This window comes from Halobacillus rhizosphaerae (assembly GCF_046719735.1).
Classification (GTDB): domain Bacteria; phylum Bacillota; class Bacilli; order Bacillales; family Halobacillaceae; genus Halobacillus_B; species Halobacillus_B rhizosphaerae.
In genome coordinates, this window is sequence record NZ_JAUTWQ010000011.1 from 138,216 (window position 1) to 156,641 (window position 18,426).

18 protein-coding genes are annotated in these 18,426 nt (G+C 41.7%); 11 read left to right on the forward strand and 7 right to left on the reverse strand.

Annotated elements, in window-relative coordinates:
- Window positions 1-166: 166 nt before the first annotated feature.
- On the forward strand, window positions 167-676 hold the full coding sequence (locus Q7A53_RS13435) for an RNA polymerase sigma factor (protein ID WP_411789679.1): 510 nt from the start codon (window positions 167-169) through the stop codon (window positions 674-676).
- 138 nt (window positions 677-814) lie between these two features.
- Here the strand turns inward: Q7A53_RS13435 and Q7A53_RS13440 are convergent, their stop codons facing one another.
- Window positions 815-1,405, reverse strand: coding sequence for an SCO family protein (locus Q7A53_RS13440; protein ID WP_411789680.1), 591 nt, complete (start codon window positions 1,403-1,405; stop codon window positions 815-817).
- Between the two features lie 196 nt (window positions 1,406-1,601).
- On the opposite strand from Q7A53_RS13440, the gene Q7A53_RS13445 reads away from it, so the two are divergent.
- Entirely contained in the window at window positions 1,602-2,375 is a 774-nt protein-coding gene (locus Q7A53_RS13445; protein ID WP_411789681.1) for an alpha/beta fold hydrolase, read from the forward strand.
- 47 nt (window positions 2,376-2,422) lie between these two features.
- On the opposite strand, the gene Q7A53_RS13450 is transcribed toward Q7A53_RS13445, so the two are convergent.
- The gene (locus Q7A53_RS13450) at window positions 2,423-3,871 is read right to left on the reverse strand and encodes a hypothetical protein (protein ID WP_411789682.1); all 1,449 of its coding nucleotides are present in this window, start codon (window positions 3,869-3,871) and stop codon (window positions 2,423-2,425) included.
- Between the two features lie 115 nt (window positions 3,872-3,986).
- The gene (locus tag Q7A53_RS13455; protein ID WP_411789683.1) at window positions 3,987-4,172 is read right to left on the reverse strand and encodes a hypothetical protein; all 186 of its coding nucleotides are present in this window, start codon (window positions 4,170-4,172) and stop codon (window positions 3,987-3,989) included.
- 210 nt (window positions 4,173-4,382) lie between these two features.
- Here Q7A53_RS13455 and Q7A53_RS13460 point away from each other — a divergent pair, with 210 nt between their 5' ends.
- From Q7A53_RS13460 to Q7A53_RS13495, 8 genes are all read left to right on the forward strand, one after another.
- Entirely contained in the window at window positions 4,383-4,985 is a 603-nt protein-coding gene (locus Q7A53_RS13460) for an NUDIX hydrolase (protein WP_411789684.1), read from the forward strand.
- A 76-nt stretch (window positions 4,986-5,061) separates the two neighbouring features.
- Entirely contained in the window at window positions 5,062-6,210 is a 1,149-nt protein-coding gene (locus Q7A53_RS13465; RefSeq protein WP_411789685.1) for a trans-sulfuration enzyme family protein, read from the forward strand.
- Between the two features lie 443 nt (window positions 6,211-6,653).
- Entirely contained in the window at window positions 6,654-7,217 is a 564-nt protein-coding gene (locus Q7A53_RS13470; protein WP_411789686.1) for an RNA polymerase sigma factor, read from the forward strand.
- Entirely contained in the window at window positions 7,207-8,031 is an 825-nt protein-coding gene (locus Q7A53_RS13475; RefSeq protein WP_411789687.1) for an anti-sigma factor, read from the forward strand. Before Q7A53_RS13470 ends, Q7A53_RS13475 begins: the two co-directional genes overlap by 11 nt.
- A 135-nt stretch (window positions 8,032-8,166) precedes the next feature.
- Entirely contained in the window at window positions 8,167-9,501 is a 1,335-nt protein-coding gene (locus Q7A53_RS13480) for a copper amine oxidase (RefSeq protein ID WP_411789688.1), read from the forward strand.
- Window positions 9,502-9,766: 265 nt separating this feature from the next.
- Window positions 9,767-9,994: a hypothetical protein gene (locus Q7A53_RS13485; protein WP_411789689.1), complete on the forward strand. Its 228-nt coding sequence runs from the start codon at window positions 9,767-9,769 to the stop codon at window positions 9,992-9,994.
- A 541-nt stretch (window positions 9,995-10,535) separates the two neighbouring features.
- The gene (locus tag Q7A53_RS13490) at window positions 10,536-12,035 is read left to right on the forward strand and encodes a phytoene desaturase family protein (protein WP_411789690.1); all 1,500 of its coding nucleotides are present in this window, start codon (window positions 10,536-10,538) and stop codon (window positions 12,033-12,035) included.
- 751 nt (window positions 12,036-12,786) lie between these two features.
- Window positions 12,787-13,440, forward strand: a complete 654-nt coding sequence (locus Q7A53_RS13495; protein WP_411789691.1) for a uracil-DNA glycosylase — start codon at window positions 12,787-12,789, stop codon at window positions 13,438-13,440.
- Window positions 13,441-13,482: 42 nt separating this feature from the next.
- Here the strand turns inward: Q7A53_RS13495 and Q7A53_RS13500 are convergent, their stop codons facing one another.
- Together Q7A53_RS13500 and Q7A53_RS13505 are read right to left on the reverse strand one after the other, a co-directional pair.
- Window positions 13,483-14,145 carry a hypothetical protein gene (locus Q7A53_RS13500; protein ID WP_411789692.1) on the reverse strand — a complete coding sequence of 221 codons (663 nt, stop codon included), beginning with the start codon at window positions 14,143-14,145 and terminating at the stop codon, window positions 13,483-13,485.
- Window positions 14,138-14,725, reverse strand: a complete 588-nt coding sequence (locus Q7A53_RS13505) for a sigma-70 family RNA polymerase sigma factor (protein ID WP_411789693.1) — start codon at window positions 14,723-14,725, stop codon at window positions 14,138-14,140. Before Q7A53_RS13505 ends, Q7A53_RS13500 begins: the two co-directional genes overlap by 8 nt.
- Window positions 14,726-14,864: 139 nt before the next feature.
- Between Q7A53_RS13505 and Q7A53_RS13510 the strand changes: the two genes are divergently transcribed.
- A complete protein-coding gene (locus tag Q7A53_RS13510) occupies window positions 14,865-16,541 on the forward strand; it encodes a YndJ family protein (protein ID WP_411789694.1) in 1,677 nt (558 codons plus the stop codon).
- A 162-nt stretch (window positions 16,542-16,703) separates the two neighbouring features.
- On the opposite strand, the gene Q7A53_RS13515 is transcribed toward Q7A53_RS13510, so the two are convergent.
- Both Q7A53_RS13515 and Q7A53_RS13520 read right to left on the reverse strand, forming a co-directional pair.
- The gene (locus tag Q7A53_RS13515) at window positions 16,704-16,799 is read right to left on the reverse strand and encodes a putative holin-like toxin (RefSeq protein ID WP_411789695.1); all 96 of its coding nucleotides are present in this window, start codon (window positions 16,797-16,799) and stop codon (window positions 16,704-16,706) included.
- A 206-nt stretch (window positions 16,800-17,005) separates the two neighbouring features.
- A complete protein-coding gene (locus Q7A53_RS13520; RefSeq protein WP_411789696.1) occupies window positions 17,006-18,403 on the reverse strand; it encodes an ammonium transporter in 1,398 nt (465 codons plus the stop codon).
- Between the last annotated feature and the right edge of the window lie 23 nt (window positions 18,404-18,426).

The following is an 18,426-nucleotide window of genomic DNA, read 5'->3' on the forward strand; positions in this document are numbered from 1 at the left end:
AAACAGTAAAAAAACAGCAGAGGATAGTTATATTTATCCTCATTAACCCATACTTGCTTAAAAAGTTATATATATTAGTACGATTATGAGATTTGAAAAGTTTCATCTTATAGTACGATTATATAAAAAGTAACTTGAGTGCGGACAAAGTTATGGAGTGGACATAGTGAGACATGAACGCGAGGAAACTTTAAACCATGTAGTTGAAGAGTATTACCCTCTGTTAGTGAGAACGGCTGTTATGTATGTGAAAGATGAAATGGCAGCAGAAGATATGGTTCAGGAAGCCTTATTAAAGGCATTTGAGAAATATTCATATTTTAAAAAGGATTGCTGCTTCCGGACGTGGCTGTTGAAGATTATCACCAATCAATGTAAAGATCATTTACGAAGTTACACGAGAAGGAATGTGGTCCCATGGGAGGATCATTGGATTCATCCATACCAAATCGAGGAGAATCATCCATTAGAACGTATGCTGAACGAGGAAGAGAATCAAGATATTAAACAAGAGATGGGCAAACTGAAGCCGGCACATTATGAAGCGATCCATTTATATTACTTTGCCGATCTTTCCATTAAAGAGATCTCTCGTGGACTTGCCATTAATGAGAATACTCTAAAGACCAGAATGAAACGAGCACGACATGAACTTAAGCAAAATATGGAAGTATGAATAAATAGAAGCTGTACTAGGTTGATTTCGCGTAGTCTTTTGTTCGCGGAGTGCCTATTTCTCAATGACAGAAAATCCGAACCCATATAATTCTGTGGTTCGGATTTTTTGATGATAAATTATTTTGGCTTCCGCCTTTTACTGGTCTGTCAAAATCCCCGCATCTTCGACTATTTGATCATAAGGTACATCCTGGGTTCCTGAATACTTCTTTTTCACAACTCCATCCTTGTTGATTAAATAAAAGGACGCCCCGTGGGATACTTGGTTGGTCCCTTCAATTTTTTCCGCAAGTGTGTGAAAGGTATCTTTCGCAAATGTCTGGATATCCTGCTGGGAGTAACCCGTAACGTACGTCCAGTTATCAAAGTTTGCTCCATGAGCCTTGCCGAATTCCTTTAATTTCTGTGGTGTGTCGACGACGGGATCGACACTAAAGGATACGATTTCAACATCTATCCCTTCATCCTTAAGCATGCCCTGAAGCTGCGATAGGTTCCGAGTCATAGGAGGACAGATGGTTTCGCAAGAGGTGAAAATTAAATCGGCAATCCACACCTTTCCCTCCATATCCTCGGTTGAAAAATCCTCTTTAGCCTGGGTTGTTCCTTGAAAACTGCCAACTTTCCAATCCACCGTATTTTCAAGTTCTTTACTGCCGCAAGCGGTCATGAGAAGGGCAGCGGCGGCAAGCATCAAAACCAAAATAAGTAATCGTTTTTTTGGCATTGGATACTCCTCCCGATCGTATGTATTTTGTCTTTCCTTTCTAGTTTACGTGCGCTTTAAACGAAGTGTCAACGTCCATTCCTTAGGAAGACATCGGGATATGGAGAAAATAGGGGGGCAGCAGGAAATGAAGGGAAGGCAGAATGCATACATTACATAGGAACAGGAAAAGATAAAGAAAAAAGTGGGGAATTCGATGCCTGATTACAAAGATGAACTTGGCCGCAGATTGTTTTATGAGGATATCGGTGAAGGCGAGCCGCTCGTATTTATCCATCCACCAGGGATGGGCAGAAAAGTGTTTATTGAACAGCACCCTCTTGCCAAGCATTACCGCCTGATTCTTCCGGATTTGAGTGGACACGGGGATTCTGATGTCGTAAATGCTTGTCCGGACTTAAGCTTTTTTGCAAAGGAAATAAAGCAGTTACTTGATCATTTGCAGCTCGAGAAAGTGGTGCTCGTGGGCTATTCCTGCGGTGGAATGATTTCTCAGGAATTTGCTTTAACTTATCCATCGAGATTAAAAGCTCTTATCTTATCAGGAGGGTTTCCTAAAGTTGATACATTTGGTCTGCAGTTTGAATTCTTCGGAGGAATCCGCTGGGTGCAAAAAGATGCAGCCACACTTGCCTGGTTACTTAGCAAATCCCATTTCCGGGGGAAAGATTTTAAATATGAACTCAGGGAACACATGGAAAAGTCTGATCCGTCTGTTTGGCTTTCTTATTATAAACACGCTCAGGCATACGACTGTACTTCACGTCTCAATGAACTGAAAATGCCATTGTTACTCTTATATGGGGAAAAGGAAGTTTGGATAAATCACCATTCCCGTTTTTATCATCAATGTGAGGACGCCTCACTTACTTTGGTTGATCAAGCTTTTCATCAAATACCAGCTACCCATCCGCACATTTTCAACCCGGCCGTTCATCACTTTATTCAACGCAAAGTGTCTCCAGCCTAAAGAAAACTCCAGCAAATTTTCTTAAGCTGGAGTTTTCTTTGGTATATTTAGGAACGGTCATCGCTGGCATTTACGCTAAATGAATGATTGATTACTTGATAATAAGTGGTTTCGTCAAAGGTGATCGTTACTTCTGAGGCAGCTTCTAAAATGGTTTTATTTAAGTAGATAGACATGTGATTTTTGCGGCCGCCGTACGGCACAGAGTTTGTTTCGCCGGCGTCTGTTGTAATGTGAACTTTTCTTTTTAAATGATTAGCATCTTCAAAGTCATCCATAGTACCGGCTGCCATGTAGGTTTCTGGAGATTCTTCTAGTGATTCAAATTGAAAATCAAGACTGAGTCCATTCTGGGAGTAATTTTTTCCCGCGAGATAAATTTCTGTCCGATCAACTTTCTTTACTTTCTTATGAAGCTGCTTGTAGTTGGGGTGATCAGTTTTACTATCTTGTTTCTGATAGTCTGAAATATCCAAGTCAAAGGAGTAACTTTTGTCTTTATTATAATTAATTCCATCGATTTGAATGGAAGCATCTGTTAATTTTCGAGAAAGGGGCTGTAAGTTTACTTGATAGAGATTTTTCTGACCTTTTATTTTTTTTAAGTTTTGTAAAGTTCTTTCTTCACCTTCCTTAGTAACAAGGGTTCCGATAATGTTTGGGGTAAGGTCTTTATCGGTATCGATCATAAGCTTTAAGGATATCCGATCCATTCTCACATCAAGTTCTTTAGGTTGTATCGTCACCCCGTTTTTCTGATAGGTTCCCTTTAAAGGAATAGTAGTTATATGCATCTCATCGGGGTGATAGTGCAGTTTAACAGAAACTGAATCCGTTTTGTAGAATCCTTTAGGTAATTCCATGTTGAAAGAAGCTAGTACGGTCTCGTCAATTGCCTGGGGTCCTGTGTCTTTATTTTTTGGTATATGTCCTAAGACAGCTATACCGTAAAGCTTATGGTTAAATACCATTCCTGAATTCCCAGGGTACATCATATAGGTGGAAGGATTTTTCTTATCGAATTTACTGTTTCCTGTTAGAGGCTGAATATGGATATTCTCAACTTTGGGAAGGGTTTGAGAGGATGATCCATCTAAAACACTTAAATCTACGCTGTATAAGAAATAAATCTTGTTTCCACTGTCCCATATTTCATTGATATAAAGCTTCCCGTTATGGTCTGGCAGCGAAACAGACTGTTTAGGGGAAGTGGTCATATCATTATTTTTGGCGCGTTTAAGTCCTGGTGCTCTTTTCTCATAATAATTTAAAACTTCATCATAACTTTTTGCTTTTAATCCATCAGGTAAATAAGAGGGATCTTCTTCAGCTTCCTTTTCTTGTTGAGGCTTAGTCTCTGACATTTTTTCTTTTTGATACGAAAGAGGCTGATCTCGATCACCTGTATATATTTGTATCCCGACTATGAAACTAAGGACTACAATGAGAATAATGATCCATTGGATTCGTTTCTTCTTTGTGGGAGCGGAGGGCATAGTAAGCTAAAATCCTTTCTTCAATAGTTTGAAAATTATTTCCATTATAACAGAATATTAAAAAATATTGAGCAACGAAAAAAAGCAGCCGTGTCTCCAATAAGGAGCGGCTGCTTTATTTATTATCTTTATCACTATAGAAGTTAAGCATAGCATCTGATTCGGAATGAGATTCTTCTGCCTCGTTCTTCTTTTTATGTTGGGGAAGAAATGCTCTGCTAACGGATAATGAGTGGCTGAATACTTCTGCTGGTTCATTCGAATGGTGGATGTTACCTCTTCTGTAGGACCGTTTATTCATGAAAATCCTCCTCCATCTTTGTATAAGTATATTATTCCATGGTTTTTAATTGAATAAACCTCATGGATTGTAAGAATTTTAAGGCATTCTTCAAGAAGATGAGAAGGTTTTACTAGAGTTAAGGGACACATGTCATTACTATGATACAATGGGCTTAAGAATAAGCAGAATCGTGTCAAACTATTTATAAATTTGGAAAGGAGTGTGTTTATGAAAGAAATATTAACAATCTTCGACGATCTCCTGACTCCTATTGGTGAAAAAGAACGTCAGCAGGTCCATATTGAAGGGGAATGGCATGAAACTTTTCAATGCTGGTTTTTTGAACAACAAAATGACCAAACGTACATTTACTTTCAAAAAAGAGCAAAGGATAAGAGCGCATTTCCTAGTCTCTATGATATTACTGCTGCGGGTCATATTGAAGCTGGCGAAAGAAAAGAAGCAGCCGGCTTAAGAGAAATTCAGGAAGAGTTGGGCATTCAAGTCAGCGAACAGGATCTGGAATATACAGGGTTCTATAAAGAAGAACTCACCCTGCAAGGGATGATAGACCGGGAAATTTGTCACATCTATCTTTATGAATATTCATTGGACACTCCTTTCGTTATCGGGGATGAAGTAGAGGATGTGGTAAAGGTCAGTCTGGACGATTTTCTTAGTGTTCTATCAAAAAAACATTCTGATATGCCGGCCGCCTCTATTCTAACAGGCGAGGAAAAACTAATCGTAAAAAAGGATTTAGTTCCTCATGATTTTTACTATTATCAGCGTGTCATTCAATCGGTTCAAAAGTTAACCCCTTTCATCTAAACTGAATTTTTTGACAAATCCGGACAAACCTCTATAATTTTCTTTAATTGAATTTAAGTTTGGAAGGGGATTAATCATGAGTCATTCATCGTTTGAGACGAAAGTAGTTCATAACAAAGTCGATCAGGAAACCATTTCTAACAGTAAGAGTACACCGATTTATCAGACCTCAGCCTTTACTTTTAAGGATTTATCTCACTTGGAAAGTTATTACGAAGGGAACAGCCCGTATCTATACTCTCGGGAGAGAAACCCAAATACCGATGAGCTTGGGGATTCGATCGCTCGCTTGGAAGGAGCAGAAGCAGGAGCCGCTACCTCCTCGGGAATGTCTGCTATCTTGGCAGGTATTCTTGCGATTGCCGGATCCGGGGATCATATAGTCGCGGCCGAAGATTTATACGGAGGGACTCATCACCTAATTTCCAAGGAATTAGAGACATTCGGGATTGAAGTGAGTATGGTATCGTTCTCTAATCTACAAGAAGTGGAAGATTCTATTAAACCCCATACGAAGCTTTTATACACAGAGTCTATAACTAATCCCTTCCTGAGAGTCGAAGATCTGCAGGGGCTGGTAAAGTTAGCAAACAAATATCAGCTTTCGACGATGGTGGATAATACCTTTGCTACTCCTTATCTTCTAAACCCTTGTGAGGCGGGGGTGGATTTAGTGGTACATAGTGCGACGAAATATATCGGCGGCCATAGTGATGTAACAGCGGGAGTACTAGCTGGGAAAGAGGAGATTATCAAGAGAGCAGTGAAAAAAGTTTCTGCCTTTGGAGCCAATCTAAGTCCATTTGAAGCGTGGCTTGCTCAGCGAGGAGCCAAAACTCTTGCGCTTCGTATGAAGCAGCAATCTCAGAACGCAGAATGTTTAGCCAAATCCTTCAGGAGTAATCCGCACGTTAAACATGTTTACTATCCTGAGTTTGTTTCTGAAAATGGCCATGGAGCAATTGTTACCATTGAATTAAAAAAGAGTGTAGATATTGAGCGTTTTTTCCAGTGTCTAGGGTGGGTAAAAATTGCTCCAACTTTAGCTGGTGTGGAAACGACGGTTTCTTACCCGCTTACTACTTCGCATCGCTCTTTAACAGATGAGCAGCGTGCAAAAGTAGGGATTAATAAATATGTAGTCCGCTTGTCAATTGGCATTGAGGATGCCGATGATATTATCGAACAATTCAGAGAAGCGATAGAAGAATCCTTGGGGGAGTAAGGGAAACAAGCATTAATCAAACGTTTGTTTAAATAAGCAAGGTGTGGTTTATGCGTCAGATCTATCGAGATCTGACGTTTCTTTATGGAAAGGATTTGTGTAAGTCTACTTGCTGCTTTTGGAAGAAGAGTATCTTGATTTAACTTTACCAACTCATATTTATGGGACACCTTCAAAGACTAATTTAATGAACGGCAACGATCTCATAATCACAATGAATGTCATTGAAAACGATCAATGCTCATCCTTTAACTACTGGATAAATTAGGAGTGCATGTTTAGAGGAAGAGTCCCATCTTATCAGGGTTTAGGGAGAGATTTTGTTCGGGAAAGTGATCCAAATAGCAAGTTGTAACGATAGCTAAGTAGCAAAGCTCCTCTAACGGAGAATCTAAGCTATAGATGTGCTATTATAGCTATATCCACCATAAAAGGAGTGTGCTATGAGCAATCGTGATGTAGAGCTCTATCACCAGATGGCAGACGGCGACAGAAAAGCGCTCGAAAACATTTATAGTAAATATGAAAGACTGCTTTATTCCTTCGTCATTAAACTATCGGGTGATCAGACATTAGCAGAAGAAGTATTACAAGAAGTATTTATTAAGCTTTGGACTAAGAAAGCATCCTACGACAATTCTAAAGGAAAGTTTTCATCCTGGATTGTCACCATTACAAGATATACCGCAATTGATCTTATACGTAAAAATAATAATAAAAATTACACGTTAGAGGAAGAAACCGATCTTCCTGAGCAGCAGACTGAAACCACTGAAGATATCGTAGAATGGAAGGAAGAAGGAATGAAGGTTAGGCGGGCAATTAATAAACTGTCTGATGAACAAATTCAAATGGTGGATTTATTTTATTACAAAGGACTGAGTCAAAGCGAGATTGCCGATCGCTGCGGAATTCCATTGGGGACTGTGAAAGGTAGAATACGGCTTGCGCTTAAGCATCTCAAGAAACACTTATCAGCAGGGAAAGGGGGCGTAGATGATGCGTAACGAATGCGAGAAAGTAGTCGATTATTTTAACGGTCAGTTAAATGAACAAGAAAAGAAAGAATTTGAAAGACACTTAGAAACTTGTGAAGAATGTCGTGAAGAGCTGGAAGAGCTTGAGATGCTCACAGCTGACTTACCGTTCGCTTCTGAGCCCGTGGAACCTCCTGAGAATATGAAGCAGCGAGTATTAGATGCTGTATTTGCTGATGACGATTCTTCAGAGGATCATCATCTAAGCGAAGCATCCTCCGATGATACTGGCAACTCCAATTTGATTGGTATGAAGGAACGCAGAGAACAATATAGATCTCCTATAGATACGGGAAAGCCTTCTGCCGGAAAAAAGCCATGGGTAATGGGGGGCCTGGCCGCAGCACTCGTCATCTCCGTGGGGGGTAACATTTTTGCCATTGTAAATGATAATGGTGAAACAACATCTCAGCCGAAAGTTGAGCAGCCCGCAGATGAAAGTACCAATCAGGTAGCTGAGCGTGTTCAACTTAAAGGAGAGAAAACAGAGGCGATTGCCTCGGCAGCAATGATCCAGCAAGATAATCAGAACCTACTCACTCTTCAAGCGGAAGGGCTGGAAAAATTACAAGGTGACGAGGTTTATCAAGTCTGGTTAATTAAAGGCGATAAGCCTTACCGGGCAGGAACCTTTGTAGCGAATAGCAATGGAGAAGGAGCAGTAGCATTTTCTCTTGATCAGCTTCCAAAAGATACAAGCTGGGATGCTATGGCGATATCCAAAGAACCAGATGCAACAAGTGAAACTCCCCAGGGAGAAGTGATCTTGAGCTCGAAATTATAAGTGAAGAAACCCTATTGCAGACAGTTTTCGACGACTGTCTGCAATTTTTTTTGTTTTTTTTCAGAAAAATGTGATCCAATTGATCGTTTCCCACGATAGCTTAGTAGAAAAACAAAACAAAGGAGAGATGGAATCATGGATTTGAAAAAAGCAATGTTAGTGGTACCGCTTAGTGTATCTGTACTTTTACCTACCTCATTAGACGTCGTAAACGCTGAGGACAACAACATGCCAACCGTAGAAACCAAAGCTGTTGAATTGAGAGCTACGTTGGACAACCTGTTGAGTGAACATGCCTACTTGGCTATCGAAACTATGAGAAAAGGTGCGCAAGGTGCGCCTGACTTCAAACAGTCCGCTAGTGCCTTAGAAAAGAACACGGAAGACTTATCTGCAGCTATCGCTTCTGTATATGGTGATGAAGCAGGACAGAAATTTAAGAAAATGTGGTCCTCTCACATTGGTTATTTCGTTGATTATGTAAAAGCAACGGGTAATCAAGATGAAGATGCTAAGCAAGAAGCTCTGGCAAATCTTAAAGACTATCGCCAGGACTTTTCTAAATTCTTAGCTACAGCAACAGATGGCCGTCTAAAAGCAGACAACCTTGTAGAAGGACTTCAAACTCACGTCAATCAATTGATTGGGGCTTTTGATAGTTATGTAGCTGGTGATTATCAAGAAGCGTATATGAAAGAACGCAAAGCCATCCACCACATGTACGGTGTAAGTAAAGGCCTTTCTGGGGCAATTACGGATCAATTCCCGGACAAGTTTAATGATACAAAAGCTGTAACGCCGGCGGCTGATCTTCGTTCTAACTTAAACTATCTGTTAAGTGAACACACTGGTCTGGCAACGATGGCTATGCAGAACGGTTTAGATGGATCAAAAGACTTTGATGCTTCCGTACAAGCACTTTCTAAAAATACCAAAGATTTAACTGCTGCTATTACTTCTTTATATGGGGAAGAAGCAGGACAGAAGTTTAATGACATTTGGAGTAAACACATTCAAGATTTCGTTAAATATGTAAAAGGGACCGCTTCTGACGATCAGCAAATGAAGGATGAAGCTCTTAAAGCGCTTGAAAAATATCGTATGAACTTTGCTAACTTCCTTGAAACAGCAACGGATGGACGATTGAAAGCAGATGTACTTGCAGGCACTCTCCAGCAGCATGCTGACTACTTGATAAACGATTTCGATCAATATGCTGATGAAGATTATGACAAGGTATATATGACCTTAAGAGATTCTTATGCTCATATGTTCAAAGCATCTAAAGGGCTGTCTGGTGCATTTGTTGATCAAATGCCGGACAAGTTTATGATGATGCCTTCTGAAATGCCTGATACTGGCATGGGCGGAACAGCCGATCATGACTCAGATATCTGGATCTATGCTTCCATTCTTGCATTGATCGCCGCTGCAGGAATCTATTTCCGCGGTCAGGCGAAACAGCAGTAAGATGATTGCTAATCACATGAACCACACTACATTGAGCAATGACAGCATGAGGATGTGGTTCATTGATTATATATTCCATTGAGCTCCACCTATTGGCCGTCTCTCTTTAGAGGCGGTCTTTTTTGTTGTTGAAAATTAAGGAGTGGTCCAGCATTGAACAGGCCGTATTACACGTGGTCAGTGTTGAATGCGAAGATTCTCATGTGTGCATTCACAGTGGGAAGGGTATAACTATTAATAGATTAAGTAGATGAGGTGATATATTTTGTTCTATTCAGTAACTCTGCAGAAGATTATTCTATTTACAGGAATCGGTATCGTGGTCGGGGCGATTGTAGGCTTCACAGCTGTGTTGGGCTTTGACTTGTCTGGTTCAGTGTTTGTGTTGTCGATGTTTTTAAGCATCCTTTGCGTGTATGCGACGGCTATGTATGCGGAGCTTTACCATATTCGAGAAGCTATCAATCGTGAGCGGCGAGAACGAATGAAATAAGTTCCTTGTTATCCTGCTTCCCCGGGTTAACTTAACCATAGGGAGAGAAGCAGGATAACATAGAGAACACCAATGATAAGGATAATTACATAACTACGTTTAGATAATTTTCGAAAAACAACGTAAAAGGTTGCGCAAACCATAGTAAGAATAAAGATCCAGCAGATCGTGACCATAAGAATAAACTCTCTTTCTATTGAGCATTAAAAAACTAGTATAAAATTAAATCGGAACTTTCCATCCTTATGCAATAGCATACGTTGCCTTGTTTATACTTTCAACTTTTCAGCCGATTGAGTTGTTTACCCTTATTTGCTTAGGGGAATTGGATTTGAGTAGCAGCTATGAAGAAACGATAGGAAGAAAAATCTATTTGGGTGATTCATTGAGGCGTATCATGCAGATTTTTTAATGCTTATTAAAATTATGATTTTCCTATGAAAAAGATTATGATGGAATGACTAGTATTTATTTGCAGGAGGCTGGGCTCAGCTATTGAGTTTTCCTCCCATTTTTTTTATTAATCTTGGAGGTGGAACATTTGAGTAAAAAGGCAATAGTAGTTGGAGCAGGGCTTGGCGGGATGTCAGCAGCAATTAGGCTTAAAGCAGATGGATTTGACGTAAAGGTTATTGAGAAAAACAGCAATCTCGGCGGAAAATTGAATCAGCGGGAAGGCAAAGGCTTCACTTTCGACACCGGTCCATCTATTTTAACGATGCCATGGGTATTAGAGCAATTATTCGCGAGTGTTCACCGCCGATTAGAAGATTACATAACTGTGGAGCGGGTAGAGCCGCAATGGCGAACTTTCTTTGAAGATGGAACTCAACTGGATGTGACGAGTGACCTTCCTACCATGCTTGAAGAAATGGCGAAAGTTACAGATCGTCCTAACCGTAAGCTGACTGATTTTCTATCTTACAGCCAGGAGATGTATGAATTATGTATGAAGAGCTTTTACAAATATAGCATCCAAGATTTAAAAGACTTAAAAAGCCATCATAAACTGAGTGAATTACTTCAAATGGACCCCATGAAAACAGTGGCTAAATCCACTCATAAACATTTCGACAACAAATATTTGGAGCAGCTATTCAATTTCTTTGTGATGTATGTAGGCTCAAATCCTTACTCATCTCCCGCGATTCTAAATCAGCTGGTTTATGTCCAACTCGGTCTTGGCATTCATTATGTTAAAGGCGGTATGTACAAAATCGCCGAGGCGATGGGAAAACTTATGGAAGAATTGCGTGTGGATGTGCAGTTTAACTCGCCAGTCAAACAGTTCATCGTCGAAGGGGAGAAGATCATCGGTGTAGAAACCGAAGAAGGTGAAGTGCATAACGCGGATGTGGTCGTATCCAATTTGGAAGCAATCCCTGCTTACCGCAGGCTTGCCCCGCAGACTTCAAAAGTGAAAAAAGAAACGAAGTCTCTTGAAAAGAAATTTGAGCCTACCGTGTCAGGGCTCGTCCTTCTTCTCGGTACAAATAAGAAGTTTGAAAATATGAAGCACCATAATTTCTTTTTCTCTGAAGATCCGGAGAAAGAGTTCAAGGAAATTTTTGATCAAGGAAAACCTGCGGATGATCCTACCATTTATATAGGCATTTCCTCAAGGTCTGATGAAACTCAGGCTCCTGAAGGAAAAGATAATTTATTTGTGTTGACCCACGTCCCTCCTATGGATAAAGGGAAACGAAAACCAGTAGACTGGGATAATTACCGGGAAAGAGTGCTGAATAAATTAGAGAGAATGGGTCTGGAAGGTCTTAGGGACTCTATTGAGTTTGAATACCGCTTTACTCCAGAGGATTTGGAGCGTTTATATGGCCCTAATGGCGGTTCAATTTATGGAATTGCGGCAGACCGTAAATCCAATGGGGGATTCAAAATCCCGTCGAAGAGCCAAGTGTTTGAAAATCTTTACTTTGTTGGCGGTTCCACTCATCCAGGGGGAGGCGTACCTATGGTCACCTTATCCGGCCAGTTAACAGCCGATTTAATAAAGGAAAATGAAGCGGCAGTGACAAAGTAAGTGAGTTATCTTAATTGAGAGCACTGTTTAAAACTCCATGTGGCAATGTGGCACTATATTGTTACAAAGGTCCGTTGCCATAACAGGATAAGGGTGGCGGGGAAACGATTCGCTTTCCTGTGGGGGGAACTGGCGAGCCTCCTCGCTCGTTTCACTCACTGTGGGGTCTCGCCTAGCACCTTCTCCCACGGGAGTCTCACCGTTTCTCCGCCACCCTGCTGTAATTGCGCGAACGAACCTTACCATAGGGGGGGACCTGCTGAGTTTCTGCCAATTACCTATTTTTTTAGTCATCCTTAAACCATTGAAAGACGACATACACATGTTCCGTTATACGTAATTAACGGTAGAAGGGCCGGGAAATTGCGAGACTCCTGTGGGATGTACATGATAGGTGAGATCCCGGAAGGCAAAAGCCTGAGGAAGCTCACCACATGCCCACGGAAAGCGAGTGATTTCACGGCCCTTCAAACTCTCTCTTCATAGTAACGGAACCCCAAGATGTTTCAAGATGATTCTTCAGGTTATTGGTCTGCAATGAATAAAGCACTTGTAGCCTTCCTTTCTCACAAAGGTGCGCAATATATAGAAGAGTAGAAGGAGAAGAGTTGTTATATGGCTCTTCTCCTTTGTCTGAGATTTAAGGTTTGTGATCATGAATAACTTCCGGAGATTAAGGCAGCCTCCCGGTTGTTTTACCTGCTTACTAAAGTGGTATGGTAGCAAACAACAAGAAATAAAGGGTGAGAACATGGAGTGGCCAGAGGATTTAATTCAATCAGCCAAACGCAGAATGGAACCCTATGACACAGAAGGATTTGTGCTGGGAAATGGCGATCCTGAGTCGGAGATTATGATCGTCGGGGAAGCACCAGGCGAAAATGAAGCTGTCAAAGGGATACCGTTTATAGGAAGAGCTGGAGACGAACTTGATAAGCAGCTGCAGTATTTAGGGATAAATAGAGAGGACGTTTATATTACAAGTGTGGCCAGAAGCCGTCCTTATAAATGGGTAAAAACCAATAAGAAGGGTTCGGGGGGGATGCGCAAGGCTAACCGTAAACCTAACAATAAGGAAGTACTTGCCCATGCACCCCTGCTCGATTACCAAATAAAAGAGATGGATCCAAAGGTCATCATTGCTTTAGGCAGTGTTGCATACTTGCGTTTAACCGGCAGGAAAGACAAAATGACAGACGTATTAGGAGAACGGATCGAAACACCTATCCAGCAGTTAAATGAAGAGGGGGACGAATATATTCCAACCGAGAAAACGTATACTCTTATCCCGCTTTATCATCCGGCAGCTGTATTTTATAATCCTAAAATCAAAGAAGATATTTATGCTTCACTGGATAAAGTGAAAACTTACCTGAACAAGGAAACAGAAAACCGCTCGTCGTAGTGAACGGGCGGTTTTTTCTGATTTGACATGATTAAAGAAAGTTCATTGGCTTTTAGCCAGCTGTTTTTGTTTTTCAAAAATAAAGATTCCTTGTTTGCTTACGGAACTGGTTCCGATCCCGATGTTACGCCGGCTTTGAATCGCAATATATTTAGAAACTTCTTTTCCTTCAATACTATAGATTTTTGCTTTTGGAAACAGGTTCGGCGGCGTATTAGCAGGCTTCTGAATCTTAGGCTGGTTCTCAGTCACTGTTCCTATCACTTGGTCTAGTTGGGATGCCTTGACGACTTGGCCAGTCTGAACATAGCGTTCCCCGTTATGAATGACGTAGGTTTCCTGTATAATGGTTGATGTTTCTGCCTCAGTACTAGCTCCCCGATCGAAGGCCTTTGTTTGATTGATATCGCTCTTGTCAAAAATCGGGACAGATTTAAGACTGGTAGTCACTTGCTTGTCTTCAAGTGTAGCCGCCGTATACATAGGTGTGCGGGAAGGGGTATTAAAATAGAGCAGAACCATCGCCGCTAATAGAGTTACAATAGGGATAGGCAGGGCCAGTTTCATCCATGATTTACTTGACCTTGCCGACTTTTGCTTTGTGCGGCGAACCATCCTTTGAATATCTTTTTCCTCGAAAGAAACTTGCTTATATTTTACGTTGTGGTTCATTTTCTTGAGACGTCGATCTAATAAATCATTCATGTTGTGACCTCCCTTCTGAAGTGATCCGGTCTTGTAAGAGCTGCCGTCCTCTTCTCAGCCTGGTCTTCACAGTGTTTTCACTGATAGCAAGCATTGGAGCGAGTTCTTTAATTTGAAACTCTTCAAAATAGTATAGGATAATGATTTCACGGTATTTTTTCTCCAGCTGAAGCACATGATTAAGGAGCTCTTCATCGTCGCTCTTGTCTATTGCATATTCTTCAGGGGAAGAATAATCAGAAGGAATATTTTTGAATATATCTGCTCCTTTTCTTACAACTCTGCGAAAATAAGAGCTTTTCAGATGATCTTTACATAAATTAATGGTTATTTTAAAAAGCCAGGTTTTTTCACTGGAATTCTCTTTGAAAGATGAATATTTCTGGTAGGCTTTTATGAAAACTTCCTGAGTAATATCTTCGGCAATGGAATGGTCTTTAACATATGAGTAAGCAAGCCATTTTAAATCATGACCATAATTGCGGATCCATTGTTCTATTAGTTTATCCATATTAGGCTGCGCGGTTGATTCCTGGCTGGCCGGTTGATTGTACGTCTGTAATCGCTGTTTATGTATCAATTTGTCCCACCTCATAGTTATAGACGACACTCCTTCCTTTTAGGTTTCTGATAAACTGAAAAAATAGGGGCGTATATATAATTTCGACTTTTCACATCAAAAATCCTGGTCAAATATACATAGATAGGAGAATGGCCTTATGAAATTTGCTGGCAGATGGATAGCTATGGCGGGTTTTGTCATATTAGTTTTATGGAAGATGATTTTTTACCTGACTATCATTGATACGGCGCTTGGATTCTCTTTTTTAGTCCTTGTACCGCTGCTATTAGAAGAAGTGATTCAAGAAGGGGAGAGGAACCGGGCGGAGAAGTGGCTGTACCAAGTGATGCTATGTTCACTCCCATTCGCCGGTGCTGGAGTGATCGCCGTCACTCTGCCGCCGGGAAGAGATGCTGGATGGTGGGCAGGTGTGTGGCTTTTTTACACTTTGCTGATCGCTTTCGGGGGATTGATGCGGCTTCTTGGCAGAGGAATCCGCCCGCGGGAAGAAACTGTGATCGATGCAGGGCTGATATATATTTCAGTTGGTGGGGTTTGGCTTGTCTTGGCAAGCGGTGGCTTTGCTCCGTTTCTTCCTTATAGTGGAACGATTGTGCAGCTGACGGCGATCCATTTTCATTATGCTGCTTTTGTTTTGCCACTGGTAACAGGTTTTTTTGGTCGGTATTTAGCTGCTGAAAAGAAACAGCGGGTAGGGAAACCCTATCTGATTCTTACAGTTGGTGTGATGGCTGGTCCATTTCTTGTTGCTCTTGGTCTGGACCAGGGGCCACCAACTGAAGTCTTTACAGTAGGGCTGTATGTGCTGATCCTTGCCTGGCTTTGTATTTGGTGGCTATGGATATCTGTGGACTTTAAAGGGTGGGTTAAAATCGGTTTTAGGGCAGCTTCCTTACTCTTGTTAATGACGATGGTTTTCTCTTTTACCTATAGTCTGGGATTAATGAAAGAAACCTACTGGCTGGGTATTGATGGCATGCTTAAATGGCATGGGGCTTATAATGCGTTTGGTTTTTCCTTGTTCGCGGCAATGGCCTGGAGAGGGGTCCATCCCTCTAAACGCTTTGAATTCACAAATTTTCCTGTCAGCCGGTTAAGAGGAAATGGTTACGTAGGTAATGACATTATTTATGACCAGGGATGGACAGAAGTGCACACTCAGGCTGTTGGTCTTGTGTCTGAATGGGAGAAGCTTCGAAGTGCAGACTTTAAACCTGGACGGCTGGATCGAACTGTGAGGCAATTTTATACAGCTACTGAAGGGTTTGATATGAAAGCTCATGTTCAATGGAAGAAGGGGTTTAAAAGGTTTTCCGTTTGGAGTCATCGAATGACTAGCAGAATGGGGCAGATCAACATTCCCTTGTCTGGAGAGGTGGAAATGGATGGAGAAATCGTATCCATCGCAGATGATAAGGATGGCAGAAACCAGGTAAGAGCCTGGGTGAGAAGAAACAAGCAAACAGAAGCACCAATTTTCACGGCGCTATATTCCTCTCATAGAAATAAGGATGAAGGATATATGAACATCGGACTTCCTTTTCCAAGAGGAGTGATGACGGGGGTACTGAGACCGTTAAATGACGATGGTAATGGATTCATTCTAACGAGTGTGCTTCGCGATAATGCGGCGGGAGATGAAGGTGTCTATTTCACTCTCGGAGACTGGACGTTCCGTACGCCTCTTCAAGAGGTTTTTCACGTGGAGCCGGGAAATGGCGGGGAACTTAAGGCGACACACCAAATGTCTCTTGGTCCGGTTCCTTTCCTGGAAATCACTTATATTTTGACGAAAAAGACGGAGAAGAACTGAATGAAAGAATAGAGCGAACATATAGGAAAATAAATTAAAAATTCCAGGTACTATGCTATAATGAAAATAAATCGTCCAGATGCAGTGGCAGCTGCACCTGGACATCGATACCGTTCGTGCTTTATTGAATGTTTGACCCACTTCCTTAATAAGGAAGCGGGTCTATTTTTTATTGTTCATTTTTATGATGAGCGCTAGGAGTGTAAGAGTAAACGTTCCAAACGCTAACATGATCATTAAGGCTTGATAGGTACTCATGTGCGAGATCACTCCCTTTCTATCTGCACCACAACCTAATCCTATCGAACGGTATCTATCTACTAGGATACCATATTTTTCCCCAAAACAAGAACAAACGTTCGTATTAAATTCAAAAATAGCTACTTTGGACCATTTTACACAAAAAACCCCCTGCAGGACTCCTTGGAAATGGGAGCTGCAGTGGGGGTAGACTGCTATGTTAACTATTGAGCGGTTTTATGATCTTTTGTGTTCGTTTCGGTCGTGCTGTCCAGACTATCGAGACGGTGGAGTAATCCGACTCCGAAGTCTCGGCTTGAAGGGTCGTAGTTTTCATTAAAGATACTCTTCGTCGATTCGTAAGCGGTAGAACCGTGTTCGGCGAAGTCCAGCCCGGATATTTCCTCCTGGCGGGATACACGAATTCCGATGGTTTTCTTAAGGGTAAAGACAACAGCGGCTGATGATGCCATTGTCCAGGCAATAACGGCTAGGACCCCGAGGGCTTGTATGGATAGGAGTTTTACTCCTCCGCCATAGAATAGTCCGCCATCTACAGAGAATAATCCAACAGCGAGCGTTCCCCATATTCCACAGATTCCGTGAACGGCGATAGCGCCGACGGGGTCATCAATACGAACGATACGGTCGAAGAATTGAACAGCTTCTACTAATATCACTCCAGCAATCAGCCCGATAAAAATCGCACCAATGAGAGAGACATTGGCGGTCCCGGCAGTAATTCCAACAAGACCGGCAAGGGCGCCGTTAAGCGTTAGGGAAGCATCAATGCGATTGTATTTAAAGTAAGAGTACAACGCTGAACCAATGACGGCCGTGGAAGCAGACAACAGCGTGGTGGCGATAACCTTTGGAACTAGGGATGGATCTGCAGCCAGCGTGCTGCCGCCATTAAACCCAAACCAGCCAAACCAAAGGATGAAGACTCCTAATGCCCCCATCGGGATGTTGTGACCTTGAATAACATTCACTGTTTTACCTGAGTATTTTCCTATACGCGGTCCGAGCAGCATAACGGTGACAACAGCACCAAGGGCACCAGTCAGGTGAACGACGGTTGAGCCTGCAAAGTCAACAAACCCTAGTTCAGATAACCAGCCGCCTCCCCAGACCCAGTGACCGACTACAGGATAGATGAGACCTGTCATTACTACCGTTAATAACAAATAAGAGGAAAGTTTCATACGTTCTGCGACAGCACCGGAAATAATGGTAGCACATGTGGCGGCAAAGACGGCCTGGAAGACGAAGAAACCAATCTGGTCTTCCTGTCCGCTTAAGAAAAATCCATCTATACCAATGATCCCACCGCCGGAAGTGCCAAACATGAAACCATAGCCAACCATGAAATAAAGAACGGAAGCGATCGATAGCGTCATGAAATTCTTCATTAAAATATTAAGGGCGTTCTTTGAACGGGTAAATCCTGTTTCGACCATTGCAAACCCTGCATGCATAAAGAATACTAGAAAGGCGGCGATCATAACCCAGACCATATCCACAGATTGCATGACCGTTTCGGGTGTTACAGCGGCTTGGGCGCTTGCGGCAGCTGGAAATCCTAAAATAGCTAATAAGACGAGCGGCAATACTTTCTTCATAGTTATGAAACATCCTTCCTAAT

Excerpts from the sequence above, each read along its gene's own strand:
- Q7A53_RS13460 (WP_411789684.1), top strand. The coding sequence starts at position 4,383 with ATGAAAGAAATATTAACAATCTTCGACGATCTCCTGACTCCTATTGGT.
- Q7A53_RS13475 (WP_411789687.1), top strand. The coding sequence starts at position 7,207 with ATGATGCGTAACGAATGCGAGAAAGTAGTCGATTATTTTAACGGTCAG.
- Q7A53_RS13465 (WP_411789685.1), top strand. The coding sequence starts at position 5,062 with ATGAGTCATTCATCGTTTGAGACGAAAGTAGTTCATAACAAAGTCGAT.
- Q7A53_RS13510 (WP_411789694.1), top strand. The coding sequence starts at position 14,865 with ATGAAATTTGCTGGCAGATGGATAGCTATGGCGGGTTTTGTCATATTA.
- Q7A53_RS13470 (WP_411789686.1), top strand. The coding sequence starts at position 6,654 with ATGAGCAATCGTGATGTAGAGCTCTATCACCAGATGGCAGACGGCGAC.
- Q7A53_RS13515 (WP_411789695.1), bottom strand. The coding sequence starts at position 16,799 with ATGAGTACCTATCAAGCCTTAATGATCATGTTAGCGTTTGGAACGTTT.
- Q7A53_RS13480 (WP_411789688.1), top strand. The coding sequence starts at position 8,167 with ATGGATTTGAAAAAAGCAATGTTAGTGGTACCGCTTAGTGTATCTGTA.
- Q7A53_RS13445 (WP_411789681.1), top strand. The coding sequence starts at position 1,602 with ATGCCTGATTACAAAGATGAACTTGGCCGCAGATTGTTTTATGAGGAT.
- Q7A53_RS13440 (WP_411789680.1), bottom strand. The coding sequence starts at position 1,405 with ATGCCAAAAAAACGATTACTTATTTTGGTTTTGATGCTTGCCGCCGCT.
- Q7A53_RS13455 (WP_411789683.1), bottom strand. The coding sequence starts at position 4,172 with ATGAATAAACGGTCCTACAGAAGAGGTAACATCCACCATTCGAATGAA.
- Q7A53_RS13520 (WP_411789696.1), bottom strand. The coding sequence starts at position 18,403 with ATGAAGAAAGTATTGCCGCTCGTCTTATTAGCTATTTTAGGATTTCCA.
- Q7A53_RS13450 (WP_411789682.1), bottom strand. The coding sequence starts at position 3,871 with ATGCCCTCCGCTCCCACAAAGAAGAAACGAATCCAATGGATCATTATT.
- Q7A53_RS13500 (WP_411789692.1), bottom strand. The coding sequence starts at position 14,145 with ATGAATGATTTATTAGATCGACGTCTCAAGAAAATGAACCACAACGTA.
- Q7A53_RS13495 (WP_411789691.1), top strand. The coding sequence starts at position 12,787 with ATGGAGTGGCCAGAGGATTTAATTCAATCAGCCAAACGCAGAATGGAA.